This is a genomic window from Chroococcidiopsis cubana SAG 39.79, assembly GCF_003991895.1.
GTDB classification, from domain to species: Bacteria; Cyanobacteriota; Cyanobacteriia; order Cyanobacteriales; family Chroococcidiopsidaceae; genus Chroococcidiopsis; species Chroococcidiopsis thermalis.
This window is the reverse complement of sequence record NZ_RSCK01000143.1, coordinates 1-11,485: the sequence shown is the minus strand read 5'-3', so window position 1 is coordinate 11,485 and position 11,485 is coordinate 1. Positions and strand designations below refer to the sequence as shown.

Genomic DNA, 11,485 nt, shown 5'->3' with positions numbered 1-11,485 from the left:
TCAAGTCTCTGTTGAAGATCTACGTGGCTGGTTTACTCATTGCTGTTATTGTACCTCAGTAGACTAGAAAATGCTCTATCGTGTTGCTACGTGATAAACTTCTTTGTCTAAATCTACTTCTACAACATAAGGTTCTACAGGACGTTTGAACAATACCATTTCTCCTGAATCATCTTTTTTCAAATTTACATGACAAAACCATTCTTGATTATTCTTCTCTGGAAAATCCAGATGATAATGATATAAACCCCAACGACTTTCTCGCCGATATAAAGATGCGCGTGCTGCCATCTCCGCACAGTCGCGAATAAAATGTACTTCCATGCAGCGCATGAGTTCGTGAGGGTCACGCGCTCCCATCTGCGCCAAGGTTTCGTGATAGCGAACAAAATGATTTAATCCAATCTCCATTTTGTGACCTGATTTTGGCGGTTGCAAATAATCATTCACTAGCCGTCGCAATTTATATTCAACCTGAGTATGAGGGATACCTTGCGGCTGATTCAGAGGTGTATAGATCCGCGCTTTTTCTGCTGCTAAAAAGTTGGCATCTGGTTCTAAATGCTCCAAATCTTGAATGTACTCAACGGCATGAGTTCCAGCCAAACGACCGAAGACAAACGCCCCAATCATATAGTTATGGGGGACGCTTGCCATATCTCCCGCCGCATACAATCCTGGTACAGTTGTTTGAGCTTTTTCATTCACCCAAACGCCAGAAGCACTATGTCCGCTACACAACCCAATTTCTGAGATATTCATTTCAATTGGGTGGGTGCGATAGTCTTCGCCTCTACCTGCATGGAAACGTCCTCTACTAGGGCGCTCGTTTGCCCACAGAATCGACTCGATTTCAGCGATCGCATCTTCATCTAAATGAGTCATCTTCAGTTGAATTGGACCCTTGCCAGAATTCAATTCCTGCCAAACTTCTAACATCATTTGACCGCTCCAATAATCACAACTAATGAAGCGGTGTCCTTCGGCATTAGCAGTGTAGGCCCCAAAAGGGCTAGCAACGTATGCACAAGCGGGACCATTATAGTCTTTGATTAAAGGATTGATCTGAAAGCATTCGATATTGGTCAATTCTGCCCCTGCATGGTACGCCATCGAGTAACCATCGCCTGCATTTGTGGGGTTTTCGTAAGTACCGTAGAGGTATCCTGACGCGGGGAGTCCCAACCGTCCGCAAGCCCCCGTACAGAGGATGACAGCTTTTGCTTGGATAACGACAAAATCGCCACCGCGCACGTCAAACCCAACTGCACCGATCGCCCGCCCTTCTCTAACTAAAACGCGAGTTGCCATGACGCGATTCGTGACTTGTACTTTGTGGCGTTTTACCTGTCGGGTCAGAATCGTTTTTAGGTCTTTTCCCTCTGGCATGGGTAGCACGTATTTGCCCACGCGATGCACTTGCTTGACATCGTAATTACCGTGAGGGTCTTTTTGGAACTTAACGCCCCAACTTTCTAATTCTTGAATCGTTTCGTAGCCGAGTTTTGCAGTTTGATAAACGGCTGCTTGATGCAGAATACCATCGTTGGCAATGGTGATTTCGCGGACGTACTGTTCTGGTGTAGAGTGTCCAGGGATGACGGCTGTGTTCACTCCATCCATCCCCATTGCGATCGCCCCACTACGACGAATATTCGCCTTTTCCAAAATCAACACCTGACAACTAGGGTTTGCTTGTTTTGCCTTGATTGCTGCCATTGTCCCCGCCGTGCCACCACCAATGACGAGTACATCTGTTTTCATCCACTCTTGTTTCATGCTGTTCTCCTAAAGCGTGAAATCTGCTAACAGTTGACAGTTAACCGTCAACTGTCAACCTTCATCTACAAATTGCCCTTCCAAACAATTTCTTGGACTTTGATTTCTTTCGGCATCAAATTGATTTTGTAAAACGTATCAGCTACTTGTTGCTGTCGGGCAATAATCTCACTCGTAATCGGCAGTACGCCATACTCCCGCCGCTTTTCCGCTACCTCCAGTGCTGCCGCATCGATACCTAACTGGGGTGCGAGAAATTTAGCAACTTGGGCTGGATTCTGCTTTGCCCAGTCGCTCACCTTACTTACTCGATCTAGAACTGTTTTCAAGGCACTCGGATATTGTTCTACAAAAGACTTGGCAGCTAGATAGTAACCGCGATTAGGCGCTAGTCCAGTTGCATCAGTTAAAGTGCGTGCGCCTGTTGCTTGCTCTACAGCAGCTAAGTAAGGGTCCCAAATTGCCCAAGCATCAACATTTCTACCCTCAAAAGCAGCACGGGCATCGGCTGGGGCGAGAAAAGCTGGCTTGATGTCGCTGTACTTCAGTCCTGCCTTTTCCAGTGCTTTCACCACCAAGTAGTTAGTGTTGGAACCTTTGGCAAAGGCAACTCTTTTACCCTTGAGGTCTGCAACTGTTTTAATCGGCGAATCTTTGGGGACGATAATAGCTTCTGCTTTTGGACTCCAAGGATCGTAGGCAACATAAACCAAGGGAGTACCTGCGGCTTGAGCAAATATGGGTGGTGCTTCTCCGGTGTAACCGAAGTCAATACTTCCAGCGTTCATCGCTTCCAACATGGGTGGTCCAGCTGGGAATTCCGTCCACTTCACGGAAGAACCGGAGGCTGCCAAAGCTTTCTCTAATTCTCCTCTTGCTTTAAGTGCATTTAGGACAGTTGCCGCTTTTTGGTAGCCGATGCGAACTACAGTAGGGTTGGCTGAATTCTGAGCCACAGTTTGCATGGCAGAAACAGCCCAGATAGCCAAACTTAAGCCTAATCCGACGCTAAACAGCAAAGACTTGGTGCGGATTCTTTGCAGCTTGAAGCTCTGAACGATACCTCTCAAAATGCCCAACATGAGGGCTTGAGGGAACTTAGTCAACATAAATACTCTTTTTGAAGACAAGCGATAGTAATTACGCTATAACTAGCGATTTAACGTAGTTTACAGTAAAAGTGTTACTCACTAAAATAATTTCTGGCTATCTCAATTTATGTAGGCGGGCGATCGCACAGAAGAAAATCTGTATTTCAAACTACAGTTTTTTTAACGTTTTTCAAACAGCTAGTTAAGTTTATTCTCTGCTGAATATCATTCTTTAGTTAGATACTACGGCAACTCGATCAATTTAAAGTACTTTATACTAAGCGTTTTTATTAAGCTTAATACTAAACCAAAAGCCTACTATTTCCAAAAATTTTTATCAGTTGCATCTTCAGAATTCAAGTTTATGAAACAGATAAAACTAACTTGGTTTCAAGTCAAATTGCGTCAATTCCAATCGCTCAAACAGCGATCGGTTAAAACCTTTGCCTTACTATTTGCAGTCGGATTTAGTTTAAATTTTGCCATTTCTGCTTGTTCTCTAGGAAACTCAGCCACTTTTGCATCGATGCCGTCATTTAGCATCGGTCAAGACCCAAACAAAGTAGTTCGGATCGGTCATCAAAAATTTGGTTCTATGAGCCTTCTGAGGGCGAAAGGAGATTTAGAAAAAAGGTTGAACTCGATGGGTTTATCGGTGCGATGGAATCAATTCCCTGCTGGTCCACAGTTACTAGAAGCTTTAAATGCTGGTCAGCTTGACTTAGGACATACAGGAGAAACACCGCCTATATCTGCTCAAGCAGCTGGCGCGCCTTTGCTTTATGTCGCTACTTCGCCTCCTAATCCCAAAGGAGAAGCAATTTTAGTTCCAAAAGATTCGCCAATTCGCAACATTGCTGACTTGAAAGGTAAAAAAGTAGCAATGAATAAAGGATCGAACGTGCATTACCTAGTAGTAAAAGCATTAGAAAAAGCTAAATTAAATTATACAGATATTGAACCAGTCTTTATTCCTCCGGCAGATGCTAGAGCAGCATTTGAGAAAAAAGAAGTAGATGCTTGGGCAATTTGGGATCCTTATTTTGCCTCTGCCGAACAAGCTACGGGAGCTAGAATTCTGACGGATGCTACAGATATAGTTGACAATCGGGAGTATATTTTTGCTTCCCAAAGCTTTGCCAAACAGCATCCCGATCGCCTAAAAATAGTGTTAGAAGAAGTCAAAAAGATCGATCGGTGGGCGAAAGAAAAACCAAGAGAAGTTGCAGAAATCCTCTCACCTCTAATTGGAATCGATGCTAATGTTTTAGAGAAAGTAGCAAAAAGAAGAGCTTACGGTGTAGAACCTATCACTGAGGAGATTGTAGCTTATCAGCAGAAGCTAGCTGATACGTTTCATCGTCTGAAATTAGTTCCGAAAAAAATTGATGTTGGAAAAGTAGCTCTGGTTTCCCAACAAGAAAATAAGCAACTTAATTAAAGCTTTTTCACGTACCACGCACCACGCACCACTAATATCTGAAGGAGATCCAAGATGAAACGCCGATTTTCTAAACTAGGGGTTCGTCAGTTAGTACCTTGGGTGTTGCCGATTGTGCTAATTATTGTTTGGCAAATCTTAGTGAAATCTGGCTGGCTTTCTACTAGAGTCTTACCTGCACCTACAGATGTTTTAGCGGCGGGAATTCGTTTAGCTCAGAGCGGGGAACTATGGCGAAATCTGCTTATTAGTACAATGCGTGCCGCAATCGGGTTTTTACTTGGAGGCAGTATTGGTTTTGTGTTGGGATTGCTGAATGGTCTGGCTCGTCCAGCAGAAGAGTTTTTGGATACCTCAGTGCAGATGATTCGGAATATTCCTCATCTAGCTCTAATTCCCCTCGTAATTTTGTGGTTTGGGATTGGGGAAGAAGCCAAAATCTTTTTAGTGGCATTAGGGGTATTCTTTCCAATTTATTTGAATACTTTTCATGGAGTTCGTAGCGTCGATCCAGAACTAATTGAAATGTCAAAATCCTACGGGTTGCATGGCTGGTCTTTGTTTAGGCGTGTCATTTTCCCAGGCGCACTGAGTTCAATTCTAGTTGGCGTGCGTTACGCTCTGGGAATTATGTGGCTCACTCTAATTGTGGCTGAGACGATTACGCTGGATTCAGGTGTTGGTTATATGGCAATGAATGCTCGCGAGTTTATGCAAACTGATGTTGTTGTCTTGAGTATTTTGCTTTATGCTTTGCTGGGCAAATTAGCAGATGTCGCAACTAGAATTTTAGAGAAGAAATGGCTGAAGTGGAATCCAAACTACCAGCCTACCTAAGACTATTTTAGATTTTAGATTTTGGATTTTAGATTTAGTCAGACTTAAATTCGCGCTAAGTAATCAGGGGAGATATTCAGATGGCATCGGTTCAAGGAGCAGAAGTAAAAGTCATGGGTCTGACGAAGACCTATGGTAGCAATCAAGTATTGCGAAGTCTCGATTTAGATATAGCACCAGGAGAGTTTATTGCGATCGTTGGACGTAGCGGTGGCGGTAAGAGTACACTTCTGCGGATGATAGCTGGCTTTGAGCGTCCTACTGATGGCGGAGTATTAATTGACGGAGAGCCATTGCGCGGACGTAACCGTTCGGCACGAACTATGTTTCAAAATGCCCGCCTTTTACCGTGGGAGCGCGTGCTAGATAATGTTGGTTTAGGCTTGGACAAGAAAGATTGGCGAGAGAAAGCAGAGAAGGCACTGCGGCAGGTCGGTTTAGCCGAAAGAGCTGGAGACTGGCCCGCCGTACTTTCGGGGGGACAAAAGCAACGAGTTGCACTTGCTAGAGCTTTGGTCAGAGAGCCACGCCTGCTGTTATTGGATGAACCGCTTGGCGCTTTGGATGCCATGACTCGCTTGGAGTTGATTGAAAGAATCTGGCAGAAACGGAAATTTTCGGCATTCCTGATTACTCATGATGTGGATGAAGCAATAATGTTAGGCGATCGCATTGTACTAATTGAAGATGGTCGCGTAACAATGGATAAGCGAGTCACGTTACCCCGTCCCCGCAAGCGCAAAGACCAAGAATTTCTTACTCTCGCAGAAGAAGTTCTAGAGCGCGTGATGGGCGATGAAGCTGGTTTAATTAATGGGGAACGGGACAAAATTGAAGCACTGGCAAGCGCGTAAATAGTTAATTGCTAATGTTGAAATTGTTAGCGATCGCTAACCGATTCCAGGCTGCGATCGCTTTTTTTGCTACGCTTCTGCGGGAGAGCTTCGTAGAAGTAGTAATCTTTTTTAATCCAACAATTCCCGATTGTTAAATGCGAGCTTCTGAAACATTTCTGAATAAACTTTTTTGAGTAAAAATTTTGATTTCTGGCGTTCGAGAGCGACTAAATCTCTCATAAATAAATCAAGTTAGTGCTATTTCCGATAAAAAGTAGCAGATTATATAGCTTTCTGAGAAACTACAGTTTAGTCTAACAAATAGTCTCCCAAAAATATCAGAAGAATGCGTAGTAAATAGTAAAAGCGATCTGCTGCGCTGATATATAGATGACAAGGAGAGAAAAAAACTAACATGGACAACCTGCAAACAGCCAAAACGATCGCACTATTAAATAACGCTTTCGATAGAAGCTCCAGCATCAAGTCCTATCGCGAGAGTGCCTCACCCCCGTTGGCTGCCACCAACTTATCTCAGGCGATCGCCATTGTTGGCGGCGGTTGTAGTGGCTCTCTAGTCGCGGCTCAACTCCTACGACAAGCCACAACTCCTCTAACCATTTATTTAATTGAGCGTAGTCCGCGTTTGTGTCAGGGCGTAGCCTACAGCACCCAGGCAGACTGTCACCTGCTGAACGTGCCAGCAGGAAAGATGAGCGCCTTCCCCGACGACCCAAATCATTTTTTAGATTGGGCGCAACACCAGAAACATTCGCTCGCCGAAATCTTACCAGATGGCGTACAGACAAATACTTTTGTCCCTCGCAAACTCTATGGTTCCTACCTACGATCGGTGCTGGATGAAGCTCAAGTGAATGCTCCAGTGGACGTGCGTTTAGAACGCTGTCAGGATGAGGTGGTGGCAATTGAATTACAACCCGAAGGTACAACTGTACGCCTGCAAAGCAATCGTATTCTACAGGTTCAGAAAGTTGTTTTGGCACTGGGTAATTTTCCCTTTAGCCATCCACCAGTACAGACTCCTGAGTTCTATAGCAGCAGTCGCTACATTGGTTCTGCCTGGTCTGCTAGAGCATTGCGCGGACTCAACTCGCACCAATCAATATTGCTGATTGGCTCCAGTCTAACTATGGTGGATTTGGCGATCGCCCTACAACAGCAAGGACACCAGGGTAAAATTCATGTTGTCTCGCGTCACGGCTTATTACCCCACCGCCACGAAGTAAAGAGTTCTAATCTCAGATTGGTCAAGCTCGAACCCCAACCGCTGAGAGGTTTATTGCGTCAAGTGCGCCAACAAGTGCGAGTGGCAGCAGATCGGGGTCAAGACTGGCGAACTGTAGTTGATGCGCTGCGTCCGGCGACTCAAGAACTATGGCAGGCGCTTTCACTTAGAGAACAAAGGCAATTTCTGCGCCATCTGCGTGCTTATTGGGATATCCACCGCCATCGACTAGCCCCCCATGTAGCAGATGGAATTGATGCCATCTTGCATAGCGGTCAGTTGGTAGTCCACGCCGGACGCATTCAGGCTTACCACGAAGATAGTTCTGGGGTAGATGTCACGATTCGCCAACGACACGCTTTAGAAAATATAACTTTGCGCGTTAGCCGAGTCGTGAATTGTACAGGTCCCGCTTCCAACTACAGAAAATTGCAACATCCTCTAGTTGTCAATTTGCGATCGCTTGGGCTACTCTGCCCAGATGAATTAGCCTTGGGCATCAAAACTGCTCCAAATGGTGCGCTGTTAAACGATTTGGAAGAGGCATCAAAGTATTTGTATACGCTAGGATCGACTCGTAAGGGCGAGCTTTGGGAGTCGGTAGCGGTTCCTGAAATTCGGACACAAGCAATGAATTTGGCACAAGAAATTCTCTCTCAACTCGAAGTTGAGGCAAACCTGTATTTAGAACGGATAGCTTCTTATTTGGCATGGCACATCTGAAGCCATTTAAGAGCTTAGGAGGTAATATGCTATTTCGCCAGTTGTTCGATCGCGAATCTAGTACTTATACATATCTCATCGCCGACCCGCTGAATAAAACTGCCATGCTTGTCGATCCAGTTTTAGAGCAGGTGGAGCGAGATCTTCAATTGCTCAAAGAATTAGAACTAAGCCTGCGTTATTGCCTGGAAACTCACATTCACGCCGACCACATTACCAGCACTGGAAAGTTACGGGCAATAACTGGGTGTTCGAGCGTTATTCCTGCTGGGGCAAAAGTTGTTGGTGCAGACCGTTTCATTGCAGACGGAGAAACATTGCAATTAGGAGCAATTTCAATAGAAGCGATCGCTACTCCCGGTCATACAGATAGCCATGTCGCCTATCGCATCAATGGCGTTAGCGGAGCGGCTCCAAAGGAGCTTCGAGTGCTAACTGGCGATGCCTTGTTTATCCGAGGCTGCGGACGAACTGACTTTCAAGGAGGCGATGCTGGAACTCTGTATGATTCGGTGACGCAACGGCTATTTACTCTACCAGAGGAAACCCTTGTCTATCCAGGTCATGATTATCGCGGTTGCACAGTTTCAACTATTGGTGAAGAAAAGCGTTGGAATCCCAGGTTTGTTGGACGCGATCGCTACAGTTTTATCGAATTGATGACAAGTCTAAAGCTAGAGAATCCTAAAAAGATGATGGAAGCGGTTCCCGCCAATCAAAATTGCGGTAATGTATTATTTGTTTCATAGTCCATCCGATGCTCGATACTGATTTGTTTAGTTCCTCTAAAACGATGGCACTCATTAGCAATTTTAGATTTTGGATTGAAGAATTGAAATTTCTTCTCTGCGCTCCTGCTGTCGTCATCAGCAGTATTTTATAGTTTACGATTAACGGTGTCCGAGAACGGGATGGGGTTGATAGGGTTGCTCTAACAATTGCCGCTCGTCGTCAGAAAGTGCTAAGTCCACAGCCTCGACTGCTTCTTTCAGATGCTCAATTTTGCTTGCACCGATAATCGGAGCAGTGACGCTTGGTTGATGTAATAGCCAAGCTATGGCAATTTGCGCTGGTTTAACGCCGCGCTGTTTAGATAAATCCACAACGCGATCGACTACTTGAAAATCCGACTCGTTGTAGTAGAGATTGTGAGAAAAATCATCTGTTTTAGCCCGCAGAGTCTCACCAAAGCCCTCTCGTTGGCGGTTTCCAGTCAGAAAGCCCCGCGCTAGCGGACTCCAGGGAATCACTCCAATTCCCTCAGCCTGACATAGCGGCAATACCTCTCGTTCTTCTTCTCGATAGACTAAGTTGTAGTGGTTTTGCATCGAGACAAAGCGAGTCCAACCGTGTTTGTCAGCTAGATAAAGGGCTTTGGCAAATTGCCAAGCGTACATACTCGAAGCCCCAATGTAAAGCGCCTTGCCTGCCTTAACGACATCGTGCAACGCTTCCAAGGTTTCCTCGATTGGTGTCTCGTAGTCCCAACGATGAATTTGGTATAAATCTACGTAATCTGTCTGTAGCCGTCGCAATGAGGCATCAATACTCTCAAAAATGTGCTTGCGAGATAGTCCCTTATCGTTAGGAGCGTCACTCATGGCATTGTAAACCTTGGTAGCAATAACGACCTGCTCTCTTTTAGCAAAATCTTTCAGCGCCCTTCCCAAGATTTCTTCACTCGCGCCCAGCGAGTACATATCAGCAGTATCAAAGAAATTAATTCCCAACTCTAAGGCAAGTTTGATGAAAGGACGGCTATCTACTTCGGGAAGCACCCATTCCCGCCATTGACGCGAGCCATAGGTCATTGTACCGAGGGACAGGCGCGACACTTTCAATCCGGTTTTGCCAAGGTTGATGTATTTCATGCGATCGCTCTACTCTCATACTTGCCGATCCTAACTTAACGCGATGTTAGTCACATATGTAGGAGCGTGCAGTTGTAAGCCCCCACGAGATGACGCAGTGAGAAAGTGAATTGGTACGAGATGTTTGATAACGCTGAAATAACTTCTCGGCTCGATAAAACGCTTGGTTTGCCTCATAGGATCGTCCTAGTTTTTTATACGTCAAGGCTAGTTCGTGCCCAATTGCTAGAATATTGCTCCGAGTTGCTGCCCGCCTAGAGAGTAGTTCATTACCCATGCTGAGCAGTTGCTCGACAAAGCTATTGATGGCATTCACCGTTGCCGACGAGTTGGTGCTGATTTTTAGTCCTTGAGAATTCTTTAACATCAACTGCTCCAGAGATCGCACGGCTGCGATCGCTTCTTTGCTCAAACCATAAAAATTTACTATTATTCTACCGACATGCCGTAGTTTGTAATGACTAAATAAGACTCTCGCATATACGAGTGAGAAAAACAAGCGATCGGCGTTACTAATTTGCTAACCGATCTGTAGATTTTGCGTTGAGGCTGTTAATAGTTAATAGTTGATAGTTAATGGTTCACAGCAATTAACCATGAACCATTAACAACTAACAAATGACAAATGACCACTTCAAACAGTGATCTTTGTCCCGTCAAACTTAGTAAAAGTGTAACCCTCGAAATTTTCTCTGAATGTCAGCCGTTCGTCTTGGAGGATGCTAATAGCAACTGCTTCTCCCAAAGCTAAAGCCGCTGCACCATCCGAGCGCCAATGGATACCAGCACTACTGCGTCCCAGAGCATAGTTAGCTGCTAGCTTATTCAACTCACCGCCTACCGTCAGCTCCTCTCCAGTGTAAGAAATTACCTGTGTCGGATCGTTAGGGTCAGGTACTACTGGATTGGGGATGACGAAGTTCTCATCATAGAACGCCTTCAATAGCGTAGCGTGCGCTCCAGCAATGACAGCCGCACCACCAGGATAGGAGGAATGGAACGGCGCTCCCTCTGGGTAGGTATGGGGTAATAAATAAGTGCCGTAGGTATTAAAAATCTGAGCCAAAGCCTGAGAGTTGAAAACTGCTGGATTAATCGGATACTGGATTTTGTTGACAATATTGTTGTAAATTAACCCAGCATACGCTTCTGGACGCAAGCGACGGTGGACGTAAAACTTTTCCCAATAAGCAGCTCTAATTGCAAACGTAGTCGTTCGCAGAAGCAAGCCATTTAAATAAGCACCTGCAAACGTAGCGGCAGAACCTACCTGGGTACGGGATTTGACGTAAGGATTACCTGGATTTAGGGGTGCGCCAATGCCACCAAAGCCAGGACTGGTACTAGTAGCAGCTTGGAGAATCAAGGCGGCTTCAAAGAACAGATTCCCACCGTTTCGCGCTACCTCAGCTTGGTCGCGACCGTTGATGACATAGCGCTGCGTTGAGTCGAACTGAATAGTTCTGCCAGAACTGCCGCCGTTTTGTACCAGCAACCACTCGTTGTAATCGTAGAGGAATTCGTTACCTTTACCTGCGATGGGAGTGCGGATCAGTGGTGAAATAAACTGGTATCCCAAAGGAGCAGGGCAAACGCATCTAAATTTATACCAAGCTTAAAGTGATATTCTGGAACAAATACTTTTATGGAGAAATAAGCGT

Annotated in this window: 11 protein-coding genes; 6 read left to right on the top strand and 5 right to left on the bottom strand. The window is 45.3% G+C overall.

Going from position 1 to position 11,485, the window contains the following annotated elements:
- Positions 1–75: 75 nt before the first annotated feature.
- Positions 76–1,779 (bottom strand): fumarate reductase/succinate dehydrogenase flavoprotein subunit, encoded by a 1,704-nt coding sequence (locus tag DSM107010_RS34780; protein ID WP_199755965.1) that lies wholly within the window; start codon positions 1,777–1,779, stop codon positions 76–78.
- Between the two features lie 65 nt (positions 1,780–1,844).
- Positions 1,845–2,888 carry a sulfonate ABC transporter substrate-binding protein gene (locus tag DSM107010_RS34775; protein WP_106167958.1) on the bottom strand — a complete coding sequence of 348 codons (1,044 nt, stop codon included), beginning with the start codon at positions 2,886–2,888 and terminating at the stop codon, positions 1,845–1,847.
- A 346-nt stretch (positions 2,889–3,234) separates the two neighbouring features.
- Here DSM107010_RS34775 and DSM107010_RS34770 point away from each other — a divergent pair, with 346 nt between their 5' ends.
- The 6 genes from DSM107010_RS34770 to DSM107010_RS34750 all read left to right on the top strand — a co-directional run bounded on the left by DSM107010_RS34770 (position 3,235) and on the right by DSM107010_RS34750 (position 8,702).
- A complete protein-coding gene (locus tag DSM107010_RS34770) occupies positions 3,235–4,311 on the top strand; it encodes a sulfonate ABC transporter substrate-binding protein (protein ID WP_106167957.1) in 1,077 nt (358 codons plus the stop codon).
- 54 nt (positions 4,312–4,365) lie between these two features.
- Positions 4,366–5,148 (top strand): aliphatic sulfonate ABC transporter permease SsuC, encoded by a 783-nt coding sequence (gene ssuC / locus DSM107010_RS34765; RefSeq protein ID WP_106167956.1) that lies wholly within the window; start codon positions 4,366–4,368, stop codon positions 5,146–5,148.
- Between the two features lie 80 nt (positions 5,149–5,228).
- Positions 5,229–6,002, top strand: coding sequence for an ATP-binding cassette domain-containing protein (locus tag DSM107010_RS34760; RefSeq protein ID WP_106167955.1), 774 nt, complete (start codon positions 5,229–5,231; stop codon positions 6,000–6,002).
- A 14-nt stretch (positions 6,003–6,016) separates the two neighbouring features.
- Positions 6,017–6,139 carry a hypothetical protein gene (locus DSM107010_RS42625; protein WP_258183904.1) on the top strand — a complete coding sequence of 41 codons (123 nt, stop codon included), beginning with the start codon at positions 6,017–6,019 and terminating at the stop codon, positions 6,137–6,139.
- Positions 6,140–6,399: 260 nt separating this feature from the next.
- Entirely contained in the window at positions 6,400–7,953 is a 1,554-nt protein-coding gene (locus DSM107010_RS34755) for an FAD/NAD(P)-binding protein (RefSeq protein ID WP_106167954.1), read from the top strand.
- A gap of 26 nt (positions 7,954–7,979) precedes the next feature.
- The gene (locus DSM107010_RS34750; RefSeq protein WP_106167959.1) at positions 7,980–8,702 is read left to right on the top strand and encodes an MBL fold metallo-hydrolase; all 723 of its coding nucleotides are present in this window, start codon (positions 7,980–7,982) and stop codon (positions 8,700–8,702) included.
- A 141-nt stretch (positions 8,703–8,843) separates the two neighbouring features.
- On the opposite strand, the gene DSM107010_RS34745 is transcribed toward DSM107010_RS34750, so the two are convergent.
- From DSM107010_RS34745 to DSM107010_RS34735, 3 genes are all read right to left on the bottom strand, one after another.
- Positions 8,844–9,824, bottom strand: coding sequence for an aldo/keto reductase (locus tag DSM107010_RS34745; RefSeq protein WP_127025148.1), 981 nt, complete (start codon positions 9,822–9,824; stop codon positions 8,844–8,846).
- Positions 9,825–9,870: 46 nt separating this feature from the next.
- Positions 9,871–10,236, bottom strand: a complete 366-nt coding sequence (locus DSM107010_RS34740; RefSeq protein ID WP_106167952.1) for a hypothetical protein — start codon at positions 10,234–10,236, stop codon at positions 9,871–9,873.
- Positions 10,237–10,458: 222 nt separating this feature from the next.
- A complete protein-coding gene (locus tag DSM107010_RS34735) occupies positions 10,459–11,403 on the bottom strand; it encodes a vanadium-dependent haloperoxidase (RefSeq protein ID WP_199755964.1) in 945 nt (314 codons plus the stop codon).
- Positions 11,404–11,485 lie beyond the last annotated feature (82 nt).